Consider the following 24,807-nt stretch of genomic DNA (forward strand, 5'->3'; position numbering starts at 1 on the left):
ACCGGTGACGTCCTGACGGTCCGATCAGGGTCTGCTCAGCTCACCTCGCTACCATGGGATCCGGTCTGTGCTTTTGCGCGGGCCGGATTCCGTGTGTTTTCTACAGGTGAGGGACTCGATCCACGGTGCTGAACAAGCTGTTGCGTGTCGGCGAAGGCCGCATGGTCAAGCGACTCGATGCGATCGCATCGCACGTCGAGACGCTGTCCGATGACGTCGAGGCGTTGACCGACGCCGAGTTGCGTGCCAAGACAGACGAGTTCAAGGAGCGGATCGCCGACGGTGCGTCGCTCGACGAGCTGCTGCCCGAGGCGTTCGCGGTCGCCCGCGAGGCGGCGTGGCGTGTACTCGACCAGAAGCACTTCCACGTGCAGATCATGGGTGGCGCGGCGCTGCACTACGGGAACATCGCCGAGATGAAGACCGGTGAGGGCAAGACGCTCACCTGTGTGCTCCCGGCGTACCTGAACGCACTCTCCGGCGACGGCGTGCACGTCGTCACCGTCAACGACTATCTGGCGAAACGTGACTCCGAGTGGATGGGTCGCGTGCACCGGTTCCTGGGTCTCGACACCGCCGTGATCCTCACCGGCATGAGTTCGGCCGCTCGGCGCGAGGCCTACGCCGCCGACATCACCTACGGTACGAACAACGAGTTCGGCTTCGACTACCTGCGCGACAACATGGCGCATTCGCTCGAGGACCTGGTCCAGCGCGGCCACTCGTTCGCGATCGTCGACGAGGTCGACTCGATCCTCGTCGACGAGGCCCGCACGCCGCTGATCATCTCCGGCCCCGCCGAGGGATCGAGCAAGTGGTACACCGAGTTCGCGCGGATCGCACCGCTCCTCGAGCGCGATGTGCACTACGAGGTGGACATCAAGAAGAAGACGGTCGGTGTGCACGAGGCCGGTGTCGAGTTCGTCGAGGACCGTCTCGGCATCGACAACCTGTACGAGGCCGCGAACTCGCCCCTGGTCAGCTACTTGAACAACGCCATCAAGGTCAAGGAGCTGTTCCAGCGCGACAAGGACTACATCGTCCGCAACGGCAATGTCATGATCGTCGACGAGTTCACCGGGCGTGTGCTCGACGGGCGTCGCTTCAACGAGGGTCTGCACCAGGCCATCGAGGCGAAAGAGGGCGTCGAGATCAAGGCCGAGAACCAGACGCTGGCCACGATCACGCTGCAGAACTACTTCCGCCTCTACGAGAAGCTGTCCGGCATGACCGGTACCGCCGAGACCGAGGCCGCCGAGTTCGACCAGATCTACAAGCTCGGGGTGCTGCCGATCCCGACGAACAAGCCGATGGTCCGTAAGGACCAGGGCGACCTGATCTACAAGACCGAAGAGGCGAAGTTCGCCGCGGTCGTCGACGACGTCACCGAGCGGCACGAGGCGGGCCAGCCGGTCCTGATCGGTACCACCAGCGTCGAGCGTTCGGAGTACCTGTCGCGTCAGCTGAAGAAGCGCGAGGTACCCCACAGCGTCCTGAATGCGAAGTTCCACGAGCAGGAAGCGCAGATCATCGCCGAGGCCGGCCGCCTCGGCGCGGTCACCGTGGCCACCAACATGGCCGGCCGCGGTACCGACGTCGTGCTCGGTGGCAACCCCGACATCATCGCCGACACCCGGCTGCGCAAGGCCGGACTCGACCCCGTGCACACCCCTGACGAGTACGAGGCGGCGTGGGACGAGGCGATCGAGGTCGCCCGCACCGACGCCGCGAGCGAGGCCGAGGAGGTCCGGGCGGCCGGCGGTCTGTACGTGCTCGGCACCGAACGCCATGAGTCGCGCCGCATCGACAACCAGCTGCGTGGACGCTCCGGCCGTCAGGGCGACCCGGGTGAGTCGCGGTTCTATCTGTCGGTCGCCGACGAACTGATGCGCCGCTTCAACGGCGGTGCGCTCGAGGCGATCATGAACCGCCTGCCCGACGACGTCCCCATCGAGGCGAAGATGGTGACCAAGGCCATCCGGAGCGCGCAGACCCAGGTCGAGCAGCAGAACTTCGAGATGCGCAAGAACGTCCTCAAGTACGACGAGGTGATGAACGAGCAGCGCAAGGTCATCTACGCCGAGCGTCGCACGATCCTCGAGGGCGAGGACCACCACGAGCAGGTCAAGCAGATGATCGACGACGTCGTCGGGGCCTACGTCGAGGGCGCGACCGCGGAAGGCTACGCCGAGGACTGGGATCTCGACGAGCTGTGGACCGCCATGCGTGCGCTGTACCCGATCGAACTCGATCCCAAGGATGTCGTCGGCGAGTCCGAATACGGTGAGCGCGATGACATCCCGGCCGACGAATTGCGCGAGAGGCTCGTCGCCGACGCGCGCGCGGCGTACGACGCCCGCGAGAAGCAGATCGACGCGATCGCCGGTGAGGGTGCGATGCGCCAGCTCGAGCGGAGCGTGCTGCTGAGCGTGCTCGATCGCAAGTGGCGCGATCACCTGTACGAGATGGACTACCTGCGCGAGGGCATCCACCTGCGCTCGATGGCCCAGCGCGATCCGGTCGTCGAGTACCAGCGCGAGGGCTTCGACATGTTCCACGGCATGCTCGAGGGTCTGAAGGAAGAGACGCTGAGCATCCTGTTCAACGCTCAGGTCCAGACCGAGCAACCGGCCCAGCAGCAACCGCTCCCGAGTGCGGCCGATCTGCGGGCGGCAGTGGGCGCGGGCGCCCCGGCCCCCGCACCCGCTCCGGCCGCCGACTCCGGTGTCCAGGCCCCGGCCGCACTCCGGGCTCCGGTGCCATCGGGTGACCCGGCGGTCACATACTCCGGCCCGGGTGAGGGCGGTGGCACGGTCGTGCACTCCGAGGAGGAGGAGCTCTCGGGCGCCGAGGAATCCGCCAGCCGTCGCGAGCGCCGCGCCGCCGCACGCGCGACCACCAAGGGTGCCCGGCCCAAGCCGCCGAAGTCGAAGAAGCAGCGCCGCTGACGCGCCTGCGCTGACGATCCACCGCCGCCGGCGGTCGGTCCCGTTCACCGGGGCCGGCCGTCGGCGGATTTTTTTCGGTGCCGATGGAACCGGGACGCCACCCGCTGCGTCCAATACCCATGCGTCCAACACCCATGCGTCCACTTCCCCTGGGTTCCGAACTCACGCCCACGCGCACGTCCCGGCCGCTTGTGTCGGGCGCGGTCCAGACACCGCGGGTGCGGGTCCGGCCGGCTCCGCGGTACGAACCCGCCGGTCCGGTGGTTGCGCCGACACCCGGAGTGCGCCACTCAACGGCGGTCCGACCGTTCCCGGGAACGGCACCCGGCACCGGGTCGGCACGCAAGACCGCAGCTGCGGCCGCGGAGGCCCGTCGCTTCACCGTCGCGGTGTCCCGACTGCTGTTCGAGGTCGTCGACCGCCGCCGATCGGTCGCCCATCTCGGCGATGTCGTGTCGCCGGCGATCGCCGATCAGGTGGCGGCGCTCGTGCGTCACGACGCCTTCCGGGTTCCCGACCCGACCGGCGCCGGGGCGTCGGGGACCGTACCGACGCCGCCGTATGTGCCCACGGGGAACGTGCTGCGGCGGGTGCACGTCCAGTTGTGCGATCCGGCCGCCGCGGAGGTCTTCGGATCGTATGAGGGTGGAGGACGCACCCGGGCGTTCGCAGGTCGGATCGAGCGCAAGCCGATCCGCATCCGCGGCTCCGCGCCCGCCGGTCGGCGCTCGCTGGGCCGAGTCGAGTATCGCTGGCAGCTGGTCGCCCTGGAGTTCGGCTGACGGGTTGCTCGCTGGCCGACGCATGCCGAGCCGGCATCGGCTTGCGCCGACCACGAAAGTCGGCAGCGGCGACTAGGATCGGCGACGTGGTCACCCGTCTGTCGCCCCGCGACGCGATGTACTACTTTCTCGACGATTCGCGGTCGACGACGCATCTCGGCGCGTTGCTGATCGTCGACCCGGCGGTCGGTCGCACCACATCGGGTGAGTCCGAGCCGAGCGGCACCGATGCCTCCACCACAGGCCGGGGTGCACCCCGGGAGTCGATGCTCGACTATCCGGGCCTGGTGTCGCTGGTGGAGAACCGTCTGCAACTCATCCCGCGGTATCGCCAGGTCGTGCGGGAGGTGACCCTCGGGCTGGCACGTCCGGTGTGGGTCGACGATCCCGACTTCGACATCAACTTCCACATCCGACGCTCGGGCCTGCCGCGCCCAGGTGGAACCGTCGACCTCGACGACCTGGTCGCCCGCGTGATGTCACGGCCACTCGACCGCACACGACCGCTCTGGGAGATGTATCTCATCGAGGGGCTGGCCGACGGCCGGCTCGCGATCCTCACCAAGTCGCATCGGTGCCTCATCGACGACGCGGGAAGCCGGGAGATCAGCGAGGTCATCTGCGATGGCACCGACCGCGCCGACCTGCTGCCGGAGGAGCTGTGGATGCCGGGCTCACCGCCGGGTGGCACCCACCTCGTCGTCGGCGCTCTGGCCGAAGCGCTCGCGCGTCCGGGAGATCTCGTGGAGACGGTGCTGCACGGCAACGGGATCGTGTCGGAGATGCGGTCCGCCGTCGGCACGACCGTTCGACGCGTCGGCGACGTGGTATCGCAGCTGACCGATTCGGCGCCACGTAGCCCACTGAACAACGCGGGCACCACGACCCGTTCTTTCACCACCGCCGCGCTGCCTCGACGTGACTGCGCGAAGGTGGCCGAGCACCACGGTTGCACCATCACCGATGTCGAGCTCGCGATCATCTCCGGCGTCATGCGCAAGTGGATGCTCTCGTTCGACCCGGCCGAGGTCCCCGCCGACACCGTGCGAGTCGTCGTCCCGCTGTCCACGCGCGACCCGGGTGTCGAGCGTGCGGCCGAGCCCGAGCCCGGGTGGATCGGGGTGGGCAAACCGAGCTTCGTCACCGATCTTCCGGTGGGCGAGAGCAATCCGGCCGTCCGTCTGGCTCAGGTGGCCGGGCTGGCCGACCGGTATGCGCAGTCCTCGCGCCGGATGAACACCGGTCCGAGTCCCTTGTTCCCGGAGCTGGGTGTGGTGCCGTTCCCGGAGATCAGTTCGCGCGCCTTCCGGTCCCTGAACAGTCGCGCGTACAACGTGCCGGTGGCGATGAGCACGGCCCCCGTACCAGACCGTTTCGTACTGGGCGCACCGGTGTGCCGGGCGTTCGCGATCCCCACCCTCGTGTCGCAGCGTGCGCTGGCGATCAGCATCATCGAGTACCGTGACCATCTGCACTTCGCCTTCGTCGCCGACCGCGGGGTCATCGCCGATCTGCCCGCGATGGCCGATCACGTGTTCGAGTCCTACGAAGAGCTGACCCAGCCGTACCGCGAGCCGACGGGAGTCGTTGACGAATGAGGGTGTACCTGCCGGCGACGTTGGCGATGCTGATGCAGCTCAACACCGACGGCGAGTTCCGTCCCCTCGGTGGCACGGGCTTCGCCCTGACGCCCGCGCTCCGCGAGGCCTTCGTCTCCGGGGACGACGAGGAGCTGTCCGAGGTCGCGCTGCGCGAGGCCGCGCGCGCGTCGCTGCGTCTGCTCGCCGGTGAGGCCCCCGAGACCGGCGACACCGACACCGACAACGAACTCGCGGCAGACGAGGCGACCACTGGGCCGGGGGAGACCTCGAGTCTGCCGCCCCGGCGAGTGGTCGTCGCAGCTGATGTCGAGAGCGTGACCCCGCGGCCGGACCTCGACGATGCGGTGGTCAAGGTCGCCGGTCCCATCCCGCTGTCAGCGATCGCGTCGGTACACGTCGACGTCGCGGAGGCCGAACCGAAGGTACGGGCTGCCGTGGTGGTCATCGACGCCGCTGACATGGGTGACCTGGATGCCGAACTCGCTGTCGGCGACGTCGAGGACTTCGATCTCGCGTGGTACGCGACCCAGGAGCTGCCGTTTCTGCTCGAGCTGCTCTGAGCCGAGACGCTAACCTACGGTTGCGTAGGTTATGGTGGCTCCGACACGCTCCCGACGTCGAAGGCGGTATGTGAGATGGGCCTGCTCGAGCGATTCGAGGAACCGGTTTCGGGCATCGCGGCCCGGAGCCGCGGCTCGCAGTGGGCGCGCGCCGCGCTCACCCGGATCACGACGCCACTCCTGCCCGACGACTACCTCCACCTGGCGAATCCGCTGTGGTCGGCCCGCGAGTTGCGCGGCAAGGTCGTGTCGGTGACCAGGGAGACCGAGGACACCGCGACGATCCGCATCCGCCCCGGATGGGGTTTCTCGTTCGATTACGCCCCGGGGCAGTACATCGGCATCGGCGTCCTGATGGAGGGCCGGTGGGCATGGCGCTCCTATTCGCTCACCTCCACCCCCGACTCGTCGGCCAACGACAAGACGATCACGATCACCGTCAAGGCGATGCCCGAGGGCTTCCTGTCCAGTCACCTGGTCAACGGTCTGAAGCCCGGGACGGTCGTTCGGCTCGCCGCACCGCGCGGCGAGTTCGTGCTGCCCGATCCGCTGCCGGCGAAGATCCTCTTCGTGACCGCGGGAAGTGGCCTCACGCCCATCATCTCGATGCTGCGGACCGTGCGACACCGTCAGCAGCACACCGATATCCGGCTAATCCACTCGACGCCGACGCCTGCCGACCTGCTGTTCGCCGACGAGCTGGGAGGCCTGTCGGACGACGGCGTGGTCGACCTGCATGTGCAATACACCCGATCCGACGGGCAGATCACCCCCGAGGTGCTGCCGTCTCTCTGTGACGACTGGCGCGAACGCCAGACCTGGGCGTGCGGACCCGCCGGCTTCCTCGACGGCCTGCAGCGTCTGTACACGGACGCGCATCTCGCCGACCACCTGCACATCGAACGGTTCGCGCTCGAGCGTGGCGTCGTCGGGGCCCAGGGTGGCACCGTCACGTTCTCGCGGTCCGGGAAGTCGACGGCGGTCGACGGCGCGACCACGTTGCTCGAGGCGGGGGAGTCGGCGGGGGCGATCATGCCCTTCGGATGCCGGATGGGCATCTGTCAGAGCTGCGTGGTCATGCTCGACAAAGGTTGTGTGCGCGATCTGCGCTCGGGCGTCGAACACGTCGAGGGTGAACGGATTCAGACCTGCGTCAGCGCTGCGGCGGGAGACTGCACACTCGACGTCTGAGCGGGGACTTCGTCGCGTGACGCTCACACCGATCGGCGAGCCGGTAGGGTGAACGGCGTGCGTGGTGAGAGGAAACCGGCCCATGGAAACGCCGGCGAAGGCACCAGTGAAAGCTGAGGCTCCGGTCCCCGGCCAGATCCCCGTCCTGAGCGACGGAGGGGTCACGTTGCGGCCGCACGAGCCCCACGATCTCGATCGAATGGTCGAACTCGCGGCGGATCCGGCCATGATGCGGTGGACCCCGATCCCGGCACCGTACAGCCGTGCCGCGGCGGAACGTTTCGCGCTCGACTACGCGCCTCGGAGCTGGGCGAACGGTACCCGGATGCTGTGGGCGGTCGAGTTCGACGGGCGGTTCGTCGGCACCGTCGACATCGAGGGCGAGGGCCCCCTCACCCGACTCAGCTACGACCTGCACCCCGATGCTCGTGGGTGGGGCGTGATGAAGCGGGCTGTGCTGCTGGCCGTCAACCACGCGTTCGGTGAGGCGGGCAAGGAAGTCGTGCGATGGACGACCGTCGCCGGCAACATCGACGCGTTGCGGGTGGCCCACTCGTGCGGTTTCCGCCTCGACGCCGCGGTGCCGAACGGCATCGAGGTCCGTGGCCACATCCGTGACGCCTGGGTGGGTTCGCTGCATGCGAGCGATCCGCAACACCCGAAGACCGACTGGCGGACAGACGTTTTCGAGACCGAGAGGTTCCGTCTCCGGCCGCTCGCGGAGGCCGACGACCCGCGGATTCGTGAGACGCTCGACGACCCGGCATCGCGTAAGTACCTGTTCGAGCGCCCCGACCCGCTGGAACTCGAACATGCCGCCGCCGAGCGGCTCCGCAAGTGGTGGACCGCCGCACAGGGCACGACATGCACCTGGGCGGTCGCCGACCGCGAGACCGACGACTATCTGGGCGACATCACGCTCCTGCACATCGACGAGGTCACCGGCGCCGAGGCCGGTTTTTACACGCACCCGGAAGCTCGCGGGAAAGGTGTTCTCGCCGAAGCTTTTCCGGCGGTGGTCCGGTATGCCTTCGACAAGCTGGGATTTCGTCGCCTGACGCTCTTCGCCGCCGACAGCAACGAGGGCAGCAAGAAACTCGCCCGCATCGCGGGGTTCCGCGAGTTCGGCACCCAGAAGCTCGCGGCCCGATCCGATGGCGTGTTCGAGGACCTCGTCGGGTTCGAGTTGTTCCGCGACGACTACGAGGCCCACCGCAACAACTGACCACCGACCCCCCGTCGACCGGGCGTCAGTTCACGTCGACTGGGCGTCGCTTCACGTCGACTGGGCGTCGCTGTTCGCCGGCTTAGCGTCCTCCGCCTGCCGGCTGAGCCCTGTCGAAGTCCTCGTCACAGTCACTGGACACATCGCCGACACTTACCTACGCTTGCGTAAGTTACGGAAACGTAGGCGTAGGCAGCGGTCGAGACATACATCGTGAGCACGCGTGACCGACCGACCACCGGCGAAGGGAACCAGACACATGGCGATCTCCGACATCCCCGAATACGCACATCTGACCGAATCCGACGTGATCGCTCTCGGAGCGGAGCTCGACGCGATTCGCGCCGACATCGAAGCCGACCGCGGCGAGCGCGACGCGCGGTACCTGCGCAACACGATCCGATTCCAGCGCGGCCTGGAGATGACCGGTCGCGCGCTGCTGTTCGGGTCGACCCGCAAGTCGGCCTGGTGGGCGGGAGCCTGCACCCTCGGCGTCGCGAAGATCGTCGAGAACATGGAGCTCGGGCACAACGTGATGCACGGGCAATGGGACTGGATGAACGACCCCGAGGTGCACAGCACCACATGGGAGTGGGACAACACCGATCCGTCGGCGCACTGGAAGCACACCCACAACTACATCCATCACAAATACACCAACGTGCTCGGCATGGACGACGATGTGGGCTACGGGCTCCTGCGCGTCACCCGCGATCAGCGGTGGCGTCCGTTCAACTACGGGAACCTCGTCTACAACACCATTCTCGCGCTGGCCTTCCAGTACGGCGTCGCCGTGCAGCACCTCGAGCTCGGCAAGAAGCGCAAGACCCCGGAGGCGCAAGAAGAGTTCCGCCGTAATCGCAACGAGGTGCTGTCGAAGATCGGCAAGCAGGTCGCCAAGGACTACCTCGCGTATCCTGCGTTGATCAGTGCCGCCACCGGACACCGGGTCGGGTACGGCCGCGCGTACGCCAAGGCCGCGACCGCGACCGCGCTCGGCAATGTCATCCGCAACGTGTGGAGCAACGCCGTGATCTTCTGCGGCCACTTCCCGGACGGTGCGGAGAAGTTCACCAAGAAGGACATCGACACCGAGACGCAGGCGGAGTGGTACCTGCGGCAGATGCTCGGCAGCGCCAACTTCGACGCGGGCTTCCCTCTCGCCTTCATGAGCGGGAACCTGTCGTACCAGATCGAGCACCACATCTTCCCGGATCTGCCCAGCAACCGGTACGCCGAGATCGCGGTGCGCGTGCGGGCGTTGTGCGACAAGTACGACCTGCCCTACACCTCGGGACCTTTCCCGGTGCAGTACGCGAAGGCTTGGCGGACCATCGCCAAACTCTCGCTCCCGGACAAGTACCTCTCTGCGACCGCGGACGATGCACCCGAGACCGCGTCGGAGCTCCGATTCAAGCAGGGGCTGCCCGAGGGCGCCCGTCTGCAGGCGACGATCGACGAGGCGACCGGCACGCGTCGCGGGCTGCGTTCGGCCATCGCGTCGCTTCGCTCCCGGCGCCGGCAGGATTCGCCCCGCTCGTTGCGCTCCCGTCTGGCCCGGTCCGGCGTCGAGGCGTCGGACGTCCGTTCCGACGAGCGGGCAGCCTGATCCGTACACGTCTGACAGCCGGCAGGAGACGAGAACGAGGCGGTTGTCCCGGCAGGGGCATAATGAGGCGCAATGGCAATCACTGACATCAATGAGTACGCGCACCTGACCGACGCCGACGTGGAAGCACTCGGCGCCGAGCTCGACGCACTCCGTCGGGAGATCGAGGCGGACCGCGGGATGCGGGACGTCAGGTACCTCAAGCGCACGGTCATGGCGCATCGCGTCCTGGAGGTTGCCGGGCGCGCGGCGCTGCTCGGAAGCAGATCGAAGCCGCTGTGGCTGCTCGGCACCGGCGCGCTCGCGCTCTCGAAGATCATCGAGAACATGGAGCTCGGGCACAACGTGATGCACGGGCAGTGGGACTGGATGAACGACCCGGAGGTCCACTCGACCACCTGGGAATGGGACATGGTGTGTGCTTCGCCGCACTGGAAGCACTCCCACAACTACATCCATCACAAGTACACCAACGTGCTCGACATGGATCACGACGTCGGCTACAAGACGCTACGGGTGACCCGCGACGAGCCGTGGCAGCCCAAGATGCTGCTCCAGCCGTTCACCAACATCTTGCTCGCGGCGCTCTTCGAGTGGGGGATCGGCCTGCACGACCTCGATCTCAAAGACGCGATCACCGGTAAGAAGCCCAAAGAGGTTGCGATTCCGCAGCTCAAGGTGTTTGCGCGCAAGGTCGGCAAACAGTTGGCCAAGGACTACGTGCTGTTCCCGGCACTGTCGGGTCCGAACTTCAAGCACACGCTGACGGCCAACCTGACGGCGAACCTGATCCGCAACGTGTGGGCGTATGTGGTCATCTTCTGTGGTCATTTCCCGGACGGCGCGGAGAAGTTCACCGCCGACACACTGGAGCACGAGACGCAGGGACAGTGGTACCTGCGGCAGATGCTGGGTACGGCCAATTTCAACGCCGGGCCCGCCATGGCGTTCTTCAGCGGTAACCTCTGCTATCAGATCGAACACCACATCTACCCCGATCTGCCCAGTAATCGGTACGCCGAGATCTCGGTGCGGGTGCGGGCGCTGTGCGACAAGTACGATCTGCCGTACACCACGGGTTCGATTGTGGTGCAGTACTTTCAGGCGTTGCGCACGATCAACAAGCTGGCGCTGCCCGATTCGTTCCTGCACGACACCGCCGACGACGCCCCGGAAACCGCTTCGGAGAGGCGTTTTGCCGGGATGACGCCCCGCGCGGCGGGACTCAAGTCCGCGATCCGCGAGTTGCGCGATCGGCGACGGCGACGCTGACGGCCGTTCACCTCACTCGGGAAGCGGTTCGTTCCGCCGCTCCGGGGACCGTGGCTCCTCGGCGTCACTCTCGCCGCCGCTGACCGCGACCAGCAGGTGGCGCACCGCCATGGCGCGACGGTACGAGTGACCCGTCAACTCGTCCAGCTTGCACTCGGGGTCCGCGGGTGGTCCCAGATGCGTACAGCCCCTTGGGCATTCCTCGATGGCGGTATGCAGGTCGTCGAAGGCGGCGATGATGTCCTCGGGTCCGACGTGCGCGAGTCCGAAGGACCGGATTCCGGGTGTGTCGACCACCCAGCCGCGCGGCCCGGTGTCCTCGGGCAGAGCCAGTGCCACCGACTGGGTGGAGGTGTGGCGGCCCTTGCCGACTCCCGACACGATGCCGGTCGCTCGATATGCGTCCGGCACAAGACGATTGACCAGGGTGGACTTGCCGACCCCTGAATGGCCGATGAACGCGGTGATGCGGCCTCGCAGTGTCGAGAGGATCTCCTCCAGCGGATCATCGCGGCCGGCGCACACCACCGGCAGGTCGAGATCGGCGAAGGCGGCGGTGAATTCGGTGGGATCGGCGAGGTCGGACTTGGTCAGGCACAGGATGGGGGACAGGCCGCCCACGTAAGCCGCGGCCAGTGCGCGTTCGACGAAACCGGTGCGTGGTGGTGGATCGGCCATCGCGGTCACGATGAGGAGCTGGTCGGCGTTGGCCACGACGATCCGCTCGTAGGGATCCGAATCATCTGCGGTGCGGCGCAACACCGTTCGGCGATCGGCCACCCGGACGATCCGCGCCAGCGTGTCGGTACGGCCGGACAGGTCACCCACGACCCACACGTCGTCGCCGACGACGATCGGGGTGCGCCCGAGTTCGCGGGCCCGCATCGTGACGACGCGGCGATCCGGGTCCCCGTCGAGCACCACGCCCCAGCGGCCGCGGTCGACCGACACCACCATCGCCTGCTCGGCGTCGTCGTGCGACGGCCGCTGTTTGGTGCGCGGTCTGGTGCTCTTGCCCGGACGGACCCGAACGTCGGATTCGTCGTAGCTCGCGGCCCGGCGACTCACCGGGAGGTCCGTCCCCGTCGGGTCATACGCCCTCGATCATCTTCTGCCACATGGCCGGGAAGTCGGGCAGGGTCTTGCTCGTCGTCTCGATGTCGGCGACGACCACGTCAGGTGTCACCAGGCCGATGATCGCGCCGGCGGTGGCCATCCGGTGGTCGGCATAGGACTCCCACGTACCTCCGCGCAACGGGGCGCCCGCGGTGCCGGTGATGCGCAGGCCGTCATCGGTTTCGGTGCACGTCCCACCGAGGCGGGTGACCTCTGTGGTGAGGGCGGCGAGCCGATCGGTCTCGTGCCCTCGGAGATGGGCGATACCCGACAGCACCGACTCCCCGTCGGCCAGCGCGCACAGTGCGGCAATGGTGGGGGTGAGCTCGCCGATGTCCCGGAGGTCGAGGTCGACGGCCTTGAGTACCGCCGGCCCGCGAACCGACAGCGTGCCGTCGAGATGTTCGACGGCGCAACCCATTGCGGCGAGCACATCCGCGATCCGCGCGCCCGGTTGGGTGGTCACGGCGGGCCAGTACGGCACCCGCACGGTGCCCCCGGTGACGGCCGCGGCGGCGAGGAACGCGGCAGCGTTCGACAGATCGGGTTCGACCGTCCAGTCGACGGCCGCGATGGGTCCGGGCGCGACACTCCAGACGTTCGGTCGTGAGGTGTCGACGACGACACCGGCCGTGGCCAGCATCTCCACCGTCATGTCGATGTGCGGGGTCGACGGAACGGGTGCCCCGTCATGCCGGACCACGACGCCGGCGTCGAATCGCGCCGCCGACAACAACAGTCCCGACACGAATTGCGAGGACCCGGACGCGTCGATGGTGACCTCGCCGCCGGGGACGGTCCCGGTGCCGTCGATGGTGAAGGGCAGCCGATCGCCGTCGACGGCGACGCCGAGACCGCGCAACGCGTCGAGGATGGTGGTCTGCGGCCGTTCGCGCGCATGGGGATCCCCGTCGAAGCGGACGCGACCGGAGGCGAGCGCGGCGGCCGGGGGCAGGAAGCGCATCACGGTTCCGGCGAGTCCGCAGTCCACCGCAGCGCCTCGCAGAGGGCCGGGCACGACAGAGACCGTGGTCGCGCTCGCCGGGTCGATCCTGATCTCGGCTCCCAGTGCCTCGAGCGCGGCGAGCATCAGGTTGGTGTCGCGGCTCCGCAGAGTTCCGCGCACGGTCGATGGTCCCTCGGCGAGGGCGGCGAGGACGAGTGCGCGGTTCGTGATCGACTTGGAACCCGGAAGCTCCACTGTCGCATCGAGGCCGCCTCCGGCGGGCGCGTCGGGTCCTCCCGTGATGGTCGGCGCGTTCCAGGAACTCATGGCGTCCAGTCTGTCATGGACCGCCCACGCAGCCGGGCGCCGATTCGCCCCACCTCGCCCACCTCGCCCGCGGGGGCCATCGGCACCGATCGGGTCCCACCTGGTCTCCGCCGGCCTACCTGGTGTCCTTGCGCAACGGGTGGTCGGCGGGGATCTGGACGACGATGAGGGTACGGCCGTCCGGGTCGGTCGCATGCATCTCGATCAGACCCCAGGGTTCGGTGCGCGGCTCCCTGGTGACCGGAACGCCACGTGCGCGGAACTCGTCGGCGACCGCCTCGGCGTCCCGGACCTGAAGCCAGAGAACCGAATCGCTGGACGGCGTGGGGTCGTCGGTCTTCATGTGCGACGAGATCTCGATGAGGCCGTTGCCTGCGAAGAACACGACGCCACCCGGGTATTCGCGATGGATCGGCAGCCCGAGCCGGTCGCGGTAGAACGACTGCAGGCGCTCGGGATCGGCCGAGAGCAGGAGCACCCGGCTGGCCAATACCTCCATCTACTGCCCCTCGGTGGTGCCGGCCGAACCGCCGAGCGCGTGGCCGCGATTGACATCGCTCCCGTGGCTCGCCGCGTCGTAGGCGGCGCGTTCGCGGGCGAGCCGGTCGGTCTCGCCGATGGGCGCCGAATCGCCGAACGCGAACGCGGAGTCGTGGGGCCACTCGTAGGGGAGATCGGGGTCGACGATGCGCCCGTCGTCGTGCGCCTGCTCGGGATCGTGTCTGGGGGACATGGGTTCCACGATAGGCCGAACCTGTGCCCGTGCGCCGGGATCTGCGGCCGACGTCCACCGTTGCGCGATCGTGCGGTCGTCGCAGTACAACCGCAAGGTGGAGGGCCTAGCGTTGTCCTGGGCCGGGGTTCCGCACGCGATCACCGGGAGGGATCATGACCAGCATCGAGCACCGGACCGAACATCGGGCCTTCGCCGAACCCGACGAGGTGCGCACCTTCGGGCACGGCCAGATGGAGGTACTCACCGTCGGGCACTCGGACATCGGCCGGCTCACCCTGGAGCCCGGCTGGCGATGGTCGGTCGACGTCAAACCGATCGCCGGCACCGAACTGTGCGAGGCGCCGCATTTCCAGTACCACGCCTCCGGTGTGCTGCACGTCGTGATGGCCGACGGGACCGAGTTCGACGCGGGTCCCGGGGAGATCACCTCGCTGCCCTCCGGCCACGATGCCTGGGTGGTCGGCGACGAACCCGTGGTACTCGTGGACTTCTACGGCGCCAGCAACTACGCGAAACACCAGCAGGGGTGACCGGTCCCGGCGCGTCCCGAACCCGTCACGACCCGCGCCGGGAGAATCCACCGGATGTGTACCCGTCCCAGGTGTCGAAGAGCCGCAACACCTTCGGGTCGCCGAGGCCCTTGATGTGGTCGGCCAGGTCTTTGGGCGTTGCCGGGTTGGTGACGATGAACGGGTGCAGCGACACATCGTGGTCGGCGAGATAGCGAAGCGTGTCGACCGGGGTGTCGGGATCTGCGGCTGCCAGCGCGTCCCGAGGGTCGAAGGCGGCGGCGCGCACGCCATCGGCGCCGGAGAGGTCGGATGCACCCGCGGTCGCGCCCACCACCGCGATGTCCCCGGTGTTGTGGTAGTCGACCGGGTCGGCGGAGACGCTCCGCGTGTTCAACAGGAGGTTCAGCACGATCGCGGTGAGGGCGCCGGCAGAGATCCCCGAGTGGAAGATCGTCTGGAACCAGTCGGGGAACTGGGCGTAGAGATCCAGGACCACGTTGACCGGCGCCTCACCGAGTTCGCGGTCGGTGTAGTAGATCTTGGCCTCGGTCAGCATCGCCACGCCGACCGAGATGGCGACGACCAGGATGTTGGTGTTGTTCAGCTTCGCCTTGGCGAGCGTCCGGATGCCACTGGCGGCGACCATGCCGAACAGGGCTACGCCGGCGCCGCCGAGCACCGGTAGCGGGATGCCCTCGATGACGGCCGCCATCTTCGGCAGGAGGCCGAGGAGCACGAGGATGACGCCCGCGCACGTGGCGACGTGACGGGTCTTGACGCCGGTGATCGCGACGAGGCCGACGTTCTGCGCGAACGCCGTGTAGGGGAACGTGTTGAAGACGCCACCGAGTGCGGTGCCCAGACCGTCGGCACGCATGCCGTCGGCGAGCTTGCGCGGGGTGATCTTCTTGTCGACGATCTCGCCGACGGCGACGATGTCACCGGTGGTCTCGGTCATGATCACGACGCCGACGATGATCATCGAGATGATCGCGCTGACCTCGAAAGTGGGTGCGCCGAACTGGAACGGCTGCGGGATGCCGACCCACGGGTACTCGCCGACCTGATCCCAGTGCGCCATGCCGAAGGGGATCGAGATCAGGGTGCCTATCGCGAGGCCGAGCAGGATCGACACCCGGCGCAGCGCGGCGGGGGCGAACCGCTCGATGCCCACGATGACGGCGAGGGTCAGGAACCCGAAGGCGATGTTCTTCGGGTCGCCGAAGTCGGGACCCGCGGCAGTGCCGCCACCGAACCAGCCCGCCGCCACCCGCATCAGGGACACACCGATGATCAGGATGATCGTGCCGGTGACCAGCGGCGGGAAGAAGCGGATCAATTTCCCGACGATCGGCGCGACCACCATCATGAACACACCGCACGCGATGACCGACCCGTAGATGGCCGTGATGCCGTACGACGTGCCGATGGTGATCATCGGACCGACGGCCGCGAAGGTCACCCCCTGCATCAACGGGAGCCGGACCCCGAACCGCCAGAAACCCACCGCCTGCATGATCGTCGCGATACCGGCCAGGAAGAGGTCGGCCATGATCAGGTGGACGATGTCACCCTGCTGGAGCTGCCCGGCACCCACCATCGCGCCGCCGACGATCAGCGGTACCGCCACGGCCCCGGCATACATGGCCAGGACGTGCTGGAGGCCGAGCGGGAAGAGCCGGACGAACGGCGGGATCTCGTCCACCGGATGCGCGGCGGACCTCCCGTTTCTGACGACATCGAGAACCGACATGGACAGAGTTCTACGGTTTCCACGTTGCGGTGAATGCGCAGACGTGTATCCGCGAGGTTTCCGCCAAGATGTATCCCGTGACCGCCACCACCTCCCGCCGAAGCGCGGGAATCCTGCTCTATCGTCTGACTCCCGAGACCGGCCCGACCGCACCCGGCGCGTCGACCGGCGTCGAAGTCCTCATCGCGTTCCCCGGTGGCCCGATCTGGGCGCGGAAGCCGGACGCGGGGTCGTGGTCGTTGCCGAAGGGTCTCGTCGAACCGGGGGAGGACGAGTGGGCTGCCGCCCGGCGTGAGTATGCCGAGGAGATCGGGAGCCCGGTGCCCGACGCCCCGCCCGTCGAACTCGGCGAGGTCACGCTCAAGAGCGGCAAGCGGGTGATCGGTTTCGGCGTGGAAGGTGACCTCGACGTCGCGACGGTCGTCAGCAATACCTTCGACATGATGTGGCCACCGCGATCCGGGCGGATGCAGGCATTTCCCGAGATCGATCGGGCCGAGTGGTGTTCTGCCGATCTCGCCCGGAGAAGGCTCAACCCCGCTCAGGTGCCGTTCGTCGATCGACTGCTCGGAGCGCTGGGACTGTCCGCGGACGCAGGAGAGGCCGATCGCTCGGAGGACTGAGCGGCGCCCGCCTCACCGAGCAGGTAGGTGCGCGTCAGGTCCCGCCACAGCGGCAGGTGTGGATCGGTCAGCGGATCACGCCGGTCGATGAGGTAGGTCGTCGCCGCGCCGCGCATGCTCGTCAGGAGCAGCGGATAGAGGGCGGCGTACCGCGGCGAGGCGGTCAGCTCGGGGCCGAGGAACCCGGCGACCGCACGTCGAACGGTCTGGCCGATCTCGCGCTCCGTCGGGAGAAGAGCCGTACGCAGATTGGCGTTCGTCCGCGCCGCGACCCACAACTCCATCGACGCCACGAAGTAGGGCTGATGGAACGTCGACCAGCCGACATCGGTGGCGAGCGCGATGCGCCGGATCGGGTCGGCCGGCCAGTCCACTCGGCTGGGCAGTTCGGCGATGCGGGTGCGGGCGAGGTGCCCGACCGCCGCCATCAGCAGGATGTCTCGCGAGGGGTAGTGGTGCAACAGCCGGCCGCGGCTGACGCCCGCCTCGTTCTGGATGGCGACCGTGCTCGCGGCGGCATACCCGCTGTCGACGAGGACTCGGATCGCGGCGTCGAGGATGCGGGTCTGCGTGACCCCGCTGCGTTGCTGCCGCGCGCGCCGGGCCGTGCCGGGGGAGGTGGTCACGGAGGAATCGTAGTTCGGTGTGGAGCGAATTATCGACGGCCTCACACGTCGAGGATGTGTGGGAGACCCGACCGGTAGCGATCGCGGTCGATCTGCTTCAGCGGCTCGAGCATCGGCAGCTCCCAGAGCGGGAACACGGTCGCCGCAGGTGCCGGGCTGTCGGCGGCGGCGATGATCGCATTGGTCACCCGGCGGCCTGACTCGTTGGCGCCCTCCATCGTGGCGAGATCGATGTTGCTCCGGACGTGGTCGCCGCCGATGAAGAGATTGGGGACGGACGTGTAGGCGTTCGGTCGGTTCTTGTACGAGCCTGCCGTGTTGACCATGAGCGGGGTGGCGTTCGCGATGGACGGCGACCAGGAGATCCCGGGGTCGAGGGACCACGTGACGATCTCCTCCGACCGCAAAAGCTTGCGGCTCCCGGAGTTCATCGCGCGGCTCATCTGCGCCCACACCTCGCGCGCGATCTCCTGCCGGGTGCACTGTTTGGCGGGTTTGCCGTAGAGGATGCCCGGCTTCTCCCATTCCGAGATGTCGATGGACAGGCAGTCTTTCACCCGTCCGTCGCCGTACTTGCGCCCGAAGTCGACGTTCCACGGACGTGCCTGGAACAGGCCGGTCAACGCCCACGGGGTGCCCAATGCGGCAATGTGACTCGGTGGCATGTCGGCGCGCCGGGAGAGGAAGTACTGGATGCCGACCATCCAGTCGTCCTGGAGCGCGTGTATGCCGGCCAGCGACGGGTCGGCGTCGACCAGTTCGGGCGACAGCAGTGGGCGGAGCCGGTCGATCGGCATCGCGGCGACGTACCAGTCGGCATCCACCGCCGCACCCGAGCTGAGTTGCGCACCGGTGATCCGGCCGCGGGCGAGGTTCAGTCGCGCGAGTCCGGTCCCCATCTCGAAGCGCACGCCGCGGCCGCGGAGGTGGGCCACCCAGGGGTCGATCCAGGCATGGTTGGTGGGGCGGTTGAGGATTCGGTCGACTCCGCCCTGCACGAGACCGGCGTCGTAGCCGCTGATCAGCCCCGTGGCGGAGGTGGCCAGGGCCAGTCCGATCTGGCCGATGGTGCGCGCCGACGCGGTGTCGGGTTTGGCGGCGACGAGCGCCCGGGTGAGCGCGCCGACGAGGTACCGCTGGTAGGCCCGCGACTTGCCCTTCGACTTCACGAACTGCATCCAGGATTGGTTCTCCCACTGCCCGATACGGCGCTCGGTGCAACTCGTCGCGATGATCATCTCGCGGGTGACGAAGAAGGCGAGCTCGGGTACGGGGACGTCGGCGACGAACTTGAGCCCCGTCATGAACGCGTTGCGCAGGTTCTCCAGCGTGACGATCTCCGACGCGTGTTCGACGAAGCCCAGGATCGATGCCGGTGCGGTGGTCGGGGCGTAGCCGGCGTCGTCGAAGGCGATGACCGCGGACTCCACGTTGATCAGGTGTCGGTCGCGAACGTTGCTGCTGCCGACGGGAATTCGCTCCATGGTGTCGGGGACGTGCTGGTAGCAGCCGGGGAAGAAGCGGAAGCCGTGCTCGCCGGGGAGGGCGAGGCGACCGCCTCGCGCAGTACCGGGGACATCGTGGCTGTAGGCCTTGCCGCCCAGGCGCGACGGCTCGTAGACGGTGACCTCGAAGCCGCGCTCGACGAGCTCGTGCGCAGCCGACAAACCGGCCATCCCGCCGCCGAAGATCGCCACGTCGCGCCCGCGGCCGGCGCCGTGGCGGGGCACCGCGCGTGCGGACGGAACCGCGACCCCCGGGAGTGCCACGGCCGTCCCGGCCAGCACTGCGGCGGCTGCCGACCCGCGCAGCATGGATCGTCGTGGAAATCCGTTCGGAGAGTGGCTTTTCGAGTTGGAATTGGCGTCCGTCATCCCCATGACCCCTTTGTCGAAGACCGCCCCTGATGGCCGAGAACAGTCAGCATTGACTCATCTGGTGTGATGTCTACCACAGCCTGGATGAGAGTCGGACGGTTTTGGAGAATCGTCTCAGTCGGCCGGTGACCGGCCCGTGCGACGGCTGCTCAGGATGGTTCGCGGCCGGTGATCGTGCGTTGCCGGAAGTACTCGTAAAGGCCGTCGAAGATCGCGTCCGCCACTTCGAGGGTCCGGGTGTCGTTGCCCAAGAGGGACAACCCGCGCAGCACGATGTCGAGGCCGGGCGCCTCCGGGGCGTCGTACCGGTCATCTTCGATGTCGGCCTCGTGGACGATCTCGGCGATCGCCCACAGGACGGGGTCGCCCAGGTCGTGACGGCGCAGGATCGTCTCGAAGGTGCAGTCGCCGTCGTGATGGCCCAACTCGACGCCTCGCATGTCGAAAGGTGTGGCATCAGAGGGGATCGCGGCAGGTTCGGTGACGAAGACGAACTCCGCGTCGGGATCGATGTAGCGGCGGATGAGCCATGCGCAGGCCGCGCGGTCGATGTGTACACCGGCCCGCGTCGCCCACCTCACGACGGCCTCGCCGGCTCGGTCTCGACGACCCGGTCTGCCAGCGTGCGCAGCGCTTGCCGGGCGGTCTCGCGGGATTCGGTCGGAAAATGGTCCCGCCGGGTGATCTCGCGGAACCTGCGACGCAACACGCCGAGCTGTTTGGCAGGGTCGGCGTGCTGCTGCGCCTGCTGTGCCTCGGTCGCGATCTCGGCGTACTCGGTGCCGCGCGCCGCCTGTAGTTCGGACCGGATTCGTTCGAACTCGGCCGGATTGGTGGGCGCGGCCGCCCAGACCTCGCCGGACCCGCCGGCATTGACCGCGTCCTCGGCCACCCACTCGAGTTGTTCGCGAGTCCGGGGGCTGTCGGGAAGGAGTACCACCCCGTCGGTCAACTGGTACGCGCCGTACTTGCGAAGCTTGCGCCAGATCGCGATCCGTGGCGTCGACGGTTCCCGTGGCACCCGGTACACGAGCATCACCCACTCCTCGGACACGTAGCACCTCCTCCGCACGCCATCAGATCACGCATCGGCACCCGTTGTCGTAACCCGCCACTCACCACGAGTTCAACTCTGGACAACTCGATTGTAACCATGGTTGCATCTCCTGGAGTCGGGGTGAAATCGCTTCGCCGAAGGTAAGCGGCACGCGAGAGAGGTGGGGTGTGGTGATGTCGGACAAAGCCGGCCGGCCCGGAGGGGCGGGAGCGAACAGGCGTCCCGAGACTCCGCCGGACACGGTCGCGCAGGCGGATGCCGTCGTCGATCCGTCGGCAGGCGTGTCCCTGCGCGACGCGACGCGGGCCTGGTTCCTGATCTCGTTGCAGACCTTCGGTGGCCCCGCCGGCCAGATCGCGGTGATGCAGCGCGCGCTGGTCGACGACCGGCGCTGGATCGGACAGCGCCGCTTCCTCCACGCTCTGAACTACTGCATGCTGCTGCCGGGGCCCGAGGCGCAGCAACTCGCCATCTACGTGGGCTGGTTGCTCAACGGCACCGCCGGGGGATTGATCGCCGGCATCCTGTTCGTCCTGCCGGGTGCGATCGCGATCCTGGGACTGTCGGCGATCTACGTCGCCTTCGGCGCGACGACCATCGTTGCCGCGCTGTTCGCCGGAATCGGCCCGGCGGTGCTGGCGATTGTCGCCCAGGCGGTCACCCGAGTCAGCAAGCGGGCACTCACCGGGCCGGTGCAGATCGCCATCGCGATCGCCGCGTTCATCGCCCTGGCTGTTTTCGCCATCCCGTTCCCGATCGTGATCGTCGTGGCCGGCATCGTCGGCTGGTTGACCGGCCGTCACCGGGTCACCGCCGGTGCAGATGTGTCCGACGACGGGCCTGCCCCGGTCATCGCCGACGACGCGATCCACACCGCATCCCCGAGCTGGCGACGCGCCGGGGTGGTGCTCGTCAGCGGCGCGCTCGCCTGGGTCATCCCGATGGGCATCGTCGTCGCGACCACGGGGACGGGCAGTGTGTTCACCCAGCAGGGCACCTTCTTCACCTGGACCGCTCTCATCACCTTCGGCGGTGCCTACGCCGTCCTGGCCTACATCGCCCAGCAGGCGGTCGACGTCTACGGCTGGGTGACGCCCGGGGAGATGGTGCGCGGGCTCGGCCTCGCCGAGACGACGCCTGGCCCGCTCATCATGGTCGTCCAGTTCGTCGCGTTCCTCGGTGCCTACCGCGACCCCGGCGGGCTCGATCCCTGGGTCGCGGCGACGATCGGCGCGCTACTGACCACCTGGGTGACGTTCGTACCGAGCTTCGTGTTCATCTTCCTCGGCGCGCCGTTCATCGAAAAGCTGCGCAACAACCGGCATCTCACGTCCGCGCTGAACGGTGTCACCGCGGCGGTCGTCGGCGTGATCGCGAATCTCGCGCTGTACTTCGCGCTGCACACGCTCTTCCGCGACACCACGATCGTCACCGCCGGACCGCTGCATCTGGCGGTTCCGCATCTCGACACCCTGCGACCGCTGGCCGTGGTGATCACCGTGATCGCCTTCGTGCTGATCTATCCGCTCAAACAGTCCGTGCTCCGGACCCTCGGCGTCTGCGCGGTGTGCGGGTTGCTTGCTGCCGCAGTCGGTCTGCCGCTCTCCTGACCTGCCGCTGTCCTGACCGCCGCTGTCCTGACTGACCGCTGTCAGGACGTCAGGAACGGGCGAATCCAGTCGGGCGACACGTCGTAGGCGACCGTCGCCGCGGTCTCCTCGTCGACGTCGACGAGCGCGTAGTGCTCGGCGCCCGCGGCGGTGGCGAGGATGAGTGTGGTCACGCCGGACCGGCGCTGGAACAGTGACGTGCGGCTCGCCCACCCGATCACACCGTCGCGGTCGACGACGACGCGTTGCCGGGCGACGCTCGGCGGTGCGATGACCACCGAGCGAGCTGTCAACCGGTGGCCCAGATGGCGTGCGCGGACTGCGCCGAGGGCGGTCGAGGCGAGGACTGCGGCGACACCCACCACGAGCCAGGGGACCGGGACGACGCGGGTGACCACCGCGACACCGATGACGGCGAGTGCGGCGCCGCCGCCGAGGAATCCGCGGTTGAGGCGACGCAGCCGTGCGGTGGTGCCGTGTCCGACCAACGGAGTGGTCAGCTCGGCCCGTTCGTGGGTGACGAGACCGGCAACGCGCATGGCCTCGTCGATCGGCGCAGGCGGGAGCAGCAGTGGATGTTTGGTGCTGCCGGTTGCGATCGCCTGTAGCCGAGCACCTTTGAGTGGTCGCATGAGCACCGGCTCGGTGAGGTGGCTGCCCCGGATCCGACGCTCGTCGAAGCTGATCGCATTGGTGGTCAGCAGTCCGCGTTCGGTGCGCAGCGTCCCGTCGGGGTGTCGGAGAAGCCGGAAGTTCCAGTAGTTCAGCACGTATCCCAGGACCGACAGCACTCCGCCGACGACGATCACGAGCAGGCACGCCGCCAGTACGACGAACCCGATCGCGGTCTCGCGCACCGCATCGACGGCATCACGTGCGAACCCGATCCCCTCGGAGAAGACCCCGGCGTCGTTGGCGACCTGTGCGGCGAGGCCGGCCGCGCCCGCGGCCAGCGCGAGTCCGGCGACGGAGAAGGGGGAGTAGCGCAGCCAGGAGGTCTGGAATCGGGCCAGGACCTGGGCTTCGGCCGCCGGCACGGCCGGGTCGTCGGGGTCGGCACCCTCGGCCGGTGACGACGCGGCGCGATGGGTGCGTGTCGCCATCAGGTTGTCGTGCAGTGCCCGCGCCTCGTCCACGGTGAGCGCGGTGAGGACGACGGCCGACGATTCGTCGTCGCCGCCGGTGCCGATCTTGACCTTCTGCAGCTTCAGCACGCGGTGGACGGGGGAGGCCGTGAGGTCGACGCTGCGGATCCGGTCGCGGCGCGCGGTCGCGACCTTGCGGGTGACGAGCCCGCTGCGGACCCGGACGTGCTCATCGGTCACCTGGTAACGCGTGGTCAACCAAGGCACCACCGTCACGAAGGGCACGATCACCGCGGTGGCGATGAGCGTGAACAGCGGTGCGCCCGAGCCGGCGAAGACCAGCGCGATCACGACCGGCACCAGTGAGGGCAGCAACTCGACGGGTTTGACCGCCATCATCCACGGCGACAACCGGTGCCAGTCCTCGGGCCCGTCGACCGCGAACGGCTCAGGTCGCGTCATCGGTGAAAGCCTGCGTACGGATGGTCAGGTCGGCGGCGGTCGTCCGCGCGACCTCGGTATCGAGGCCGGCGATGTGAATGGTCCCGGCCGACGACGCCGTGGTCACGGTGAGGGTCGCGAGTCCGAGGAACTGCTCGATCGGACCGGCCTCGGTGTCGACCACCTGGATTCGGGCGATGGGGATGATCACGCGGTGCCGGACGAACCAGCCCGATTGCGAGTACACCGCGTCCTCGCTGACCTCCCACCGATGAAAGCGATAGCGCCACTGCGGGACGACCGCGATGTAGGCGGCGGTCAGGACGGCGATGGCGACCGCGCCCGGCGCGGCGGTCCATCGTGCCTCACTGACGACGACGGCCACGACGACGGCGGCGACGAAGGCCGCGACACCGAGGACGAGCGGACCGATGCGCCACAGGGTCTTGGCGCGCGGATCGACTCGGTTGACCGGCTCGCGCAGGGTCGGGTGCACCTCGGAGTGTGCCGGTGTGAGCGGCTCAGATGAAGGGTCCATTGCCGTCAGTCTAGGGGCGGGAGAACCCTGATCCCTGAGGCGCGAGCTTGCGAGGGTCAGGACCCACTGCTCCCTGAGGAGCGAGCTTGCGAGGGTCAGGACCCACTCCTCCCTGAGGAGCGAGCTTGCGAGCGTTGCTACCCATTGCTCCCTGAGGAGCGAGCTTGCGAGCGTCACGAAGGGTTGCGCAACGTGTCTCACCAGGCCCTTCGTGGCTCGTCGCTTGCGCTCCTCGCACCTCAGTATCTGCGGCCTGGCGGCCGTTGTGGATCACGAAAGACCCCCCCTCTGCTCCCTGAGGTGCGAGCGAAGCGAGCCTCGAAGGGTCTCGCAACGTGTCTCACCAGGCCCTTCGAGGCTCGTCGCTTGCGC

At 68.0% G+C, this 24,807-nt stretch carries 22 protein-coding genes; 11 read left to right on the forward strand and 11 right to left on the reverse strand.

What is annotated here, in order from left to right:
- The first annotated feature begins 125 nt into the window (after window positions 1-125).
- The 8 genes from secA (at window position 126) to ACFW3F_RS15260 (ending at window position 11,188) form a co-directional block, all read left to right on the forward strand.
- A complete protein-coding gene (gene secA, locus ACFW3F_RS15225; RefSeq protein WP_388058695.1) occupies window positions 126-2,948 on the forward strand; it encodes a preprotein translocase subunit SecA in 2,823 nt (940 codons plus the stop codon).
- A 134-nt stretch (window positions 2,949-3,082) separates the two neighbouring features.
- Window positions 3,083-3,730 (forward strand): Rv3235 family protein, encoded by a 648-nt coding sequence (locus ACFW3F_RS15230; RefSeq protein ID WP_388058697.1) that lies wholly within the window; start codon window positions 3,083-3,085, stop codon window positions 3,728-3,730.
- Between the two features lie 86 nt (window positions 3,731-3,816).
- Window positions 3,817-5,328: a wax ester/triacylglycerol synthase domain-containing protein gene (locus tag ACFW3F_RS15235; protein WP_388058699.1), complete on the forward strand. Its 1,512-nt coding sequence runs from the start codon at window positions 3,817-3,819 to the stop codon at window positions 5,326-5,328.
- Window positions 5,325-5,891 (forward strand): DUF6912 family protein, encoded by a 567-nt coding sequence (locus tag ACFW3F_RS15240; protein WP_388058701.1) that lies wholly within the window; start codon window positions 5,325-5,327, stop codon window positions 5,889-5,891. Before ACFW3F_RS15235 ends, ACFW3F_RS15240 begins: the two co-directional genes overlap by 4 nt.
- 75 nt (window positions 5,892-5,966) lie before the next feature.
- Window positions 5,967-7,082: a ferredoxin reductase gene (locus ACFW3F_RS15245; RefSeq protein ID WP_388058703.1), complete on the forward strand. Its 1,116-nt coding sequence runs from the start codon at window positions 5,967-5,969 to the stop codon at window positions 7,080-7,082.
- A gap of 82 nt (window positions 7,083-7,164) precedes the next feature.
- Window positions 7,165-8,307 (forward strand): GNAT family N-acetyltransferase, encoded by a 1,143-nt coding sequence (locus ACFW3F_RS15250; protein WP_388058705.1) that lies wholly within the window; start codon window positions 7,165-7,167, stop codon window positions 8,305-8,307.
- Between the two features lie 259 nt (window positions 8,308-8,566).
- Complete coding sequence (locus ACFW3F_RS15255) at window positions 8,567-9,916, forward strand: fatty acid desaturase family protein (RefSeq protein WP_388058707.1); 1,350 nt, start codon at window positions 8,567-8,569, stop codon at window positions 9,914-9,916.
- 72 nt (window positions 9,917-9,988) lie between these two features.
- The gene (locus tag ACFW3F_RS15260; protein ID WP_388058709.1) at window positions 9,989-11,188 is read left to right on the forward strand and encodes a fatty acid desaturase family protein; all 1,200 of its coding nucleotides are present in this window, start codon (window positions 9,989-9,991) and stop codon (window positions 11,186-11,188) included.
- Window positions 11,189-11,200: 12 nt separating this feature from the next.
- Here ACFW3F_RS15260 and rsgA read toward each other — a convergent pair whose 3' ends face one another.
- The 4 genes from rsgA to ACFW3F_RS15280 all read right to left on the reverse strand — a co-directional run bounded on the left by rsgA (window position 11,201) and on the right by ACFW3F_RS15280 (window position 14,310).
- Window positions 11,201-12,256 (reverse strand): ribosome small subunit-dependent GTPase A, encoded by a 1,056-nt coding sequence (gene rsgA, locus ACFW3F_RS15265; protein WP_388058711.1) that lies wholly within the window; start codon window positions 12,254-12,256, stop codon window positions 11,201-11,203.
- A gap of 22 nt (window positions 12,257-12,278) precedes the next feature.
- Window positions 12,279-13,577 (reverse strand): 3-phosphoshikimate 1-carboxyvinyltransferase, encoded by a 1,299-nt coding sequence (gene aroA, locus ACFW3F_RS15270; protein WP_388058713.1) that lies wholly within the window; start codon window positions 13,575-13,577, stop codon window positions 12,279-12,281.
- Between the two features lie 115 nt (window positions 13,578-13,692).
- Complete coding sequence (locus tag ACFW3F_RS15275) at window positions 13,693-14,076, reverse strand: VOC family protein (RefSeq protein WP_388058715.1); 384 nt, start codon at window positions 14,074-14,076, stop codon at window positions 13,693-13,695.
- Complete coding sequence (locus tag ACFW3F_RS15280) at window positions 14,077-14,310, reverse strand: hypothetical protein (protein ID WP_388058717.1); 234 nt, start codon at window positions 14,308-14,310, stop codon at window positions 14,077-14,079. It abuts the gene before it with no gap.
- A 155-nt stretch (window positions 14,311-14,465) separates the two neighbouring features.
- On the opposite strand from ACFW3F_RS15280, the gene ACFW3F_RS15285 reads away from it, so the two are divergent.
- Complete coding sequence (locus ACFW3F_RS15285) at window positions 14,466-14,843, forward strand: cupin domain-containing protein (protein ID WP_388058719.1); 378 nt, start codon at window positions 14,466-14,468, stop codon at window positions 14,841-14,843.
- 25 nt (window positions 14,844-14,868) lie between these two features.
- On the opposite strand, the gene ACFW3F_RS15290 is transcribed toward ACFW3F_RS15285, so the two are convergent.
- Complete coding sequence (locus ACFW3F_RS15290; protein WP_388058721.1) at window positions 14,869-16,578, reverse strand: nucleobase:cation symporter-2 family protein; 1,710 nt, start codon at window positions 16,576-16,578, stop codon at window positions 14,869-14,871.
- 77 nt (window positions 16,579-16,655) lie between these two features.
- On the opposite strand from ACFW3F_RS15290, the gene ACFW3F_RS15295 reads away from it, so the two are divergent.
- Complete coding sequence (locus ACFW3F_RS15295) at window positions 16,656-17,201, forward strand: NUDIX domain-containing protein (protein WP_388058723.1); 546 nt, start codon at window positions 16,656-16,658, stop codon at window positions 17,199-17,201.
- Here ACFW3F_RS15295 and ACFW3F_RS15300 read toward each other — a convergent pair.
- From ACFW3F_RS15300 to ACFW3F_RS15315, 4 genes are all read right to left on the reverse strand, one after another.
- A complete protein-coding gene (locus tag ACFW3F_RS15300; protein WP_388058725.1) occupies window positions 17,120-17,827 on the reverse strand; it encodes a TetR/AcrR family transcriptional regulator in 708 nt (235 codons plus the stop codon). The genes ACFW3F_RS15295 and ACFW3F_RS15300 overlap by 82 nt on opposite strands.
- 41 nt (window positions 17,828-17,868) lie before the next feature.
- Window positions 17,869-19,641, reverse strand: coding sequence for an FAD-dependent oxidoreductase (locus tag ACFW3F_RS15305; RefSeq protein WP_388058727.1), 1,773 nt, complete (start codon window positions 19,639-19,641; stop codon window positions 17,869-17,871).
- 212 nt (window positions 19,642-19,853) lie between these two features.
- Complete coding sequence (locus ACFW3F_RS15310) at window positions 19,854-20,285, reverse strand: chromate resistance protein ChrB domain-containing protein (RefSeq protein ID WP_388058729.1); 432 nt, start codon at window positions 20,283-20,285, stop codon at window positions 19,854-19,856.
- Window positions 20,282-20,758 (reverse strand): Chromate resistance protein ChrB, encoded by a 477-nt coding sequence (locus ACFW3F_RS15315; protein WP_388058731.1) that lies wholly within the window; start codon window positions 20,756-20,758, stop codon window positions 20,282-20,284. Before ACFW3F_RS15315 ends, ACFW3F_RS15310 begins: the two co-directional genes overlap by 4 nt.
- 176 nt (window positions 20,759-20,934) lie before the next feature.
- Between ACFW3F_RS15315 and chrA the strand changes: the two genes are divergently transcribed.
- Window positions 20,935-22,371, forward strand: coding sequence for a chromate efflux transporter (chrA, locus tag ACFW3F_RS15320; RefSeq protein WP_388058733.1), 1,437 nt, complete (start codon window positions 20,935-20,937; stop codon window positions 22,369-22,371).
- A gap of 41 nt (window positions 22,372-22,412) precedes the next feature.
- On the opposite strand, the gene ACFW3F_RS15325 is transcribed toward chrA, so the two are convergent.
- Together ACFW3F_RS15325 and ACFW3F_RS15330 are read right to left on the reverse strand one after the other, a co-directional pair.
- The gene (locus ACFW3F_RS15325; protein ID WP_388058735.1) at window positions 22,413-23,918 is read right to left on the reverse strand and encodes a PH domain-containing protein; all 1,506 of its coding nucleotides are present in this window, start codon (window positions 23,916-23,918) and stop codon (window positions 22,413-22,415) included.
- Entirely contained in the window at window positions 23,905-24,435 is a 531-nt protein-coding gene (locus ACFW3F_RS15330) for a PH domain-containing protein (RefSeq protein ID WP_388058737.1), read from the reverse strand. The genes ACFW3F_RS15325 and ACFW3F_RS15330 overlap by 14 nt, the downstream gene beginning before the upstream one ends.
- Window positions 24,436-24,807: the final 372 nt, after the last annotated feature.

The sequence above is a fragment of the Gordonia sp. NPDC058843 genome, from assembly GCF_042743165.1.
GTDB lineage: Bacteria > Actinomycetota > Actinomycetes > Mycobacteriales > Mycobacteriaceae > Gordonia.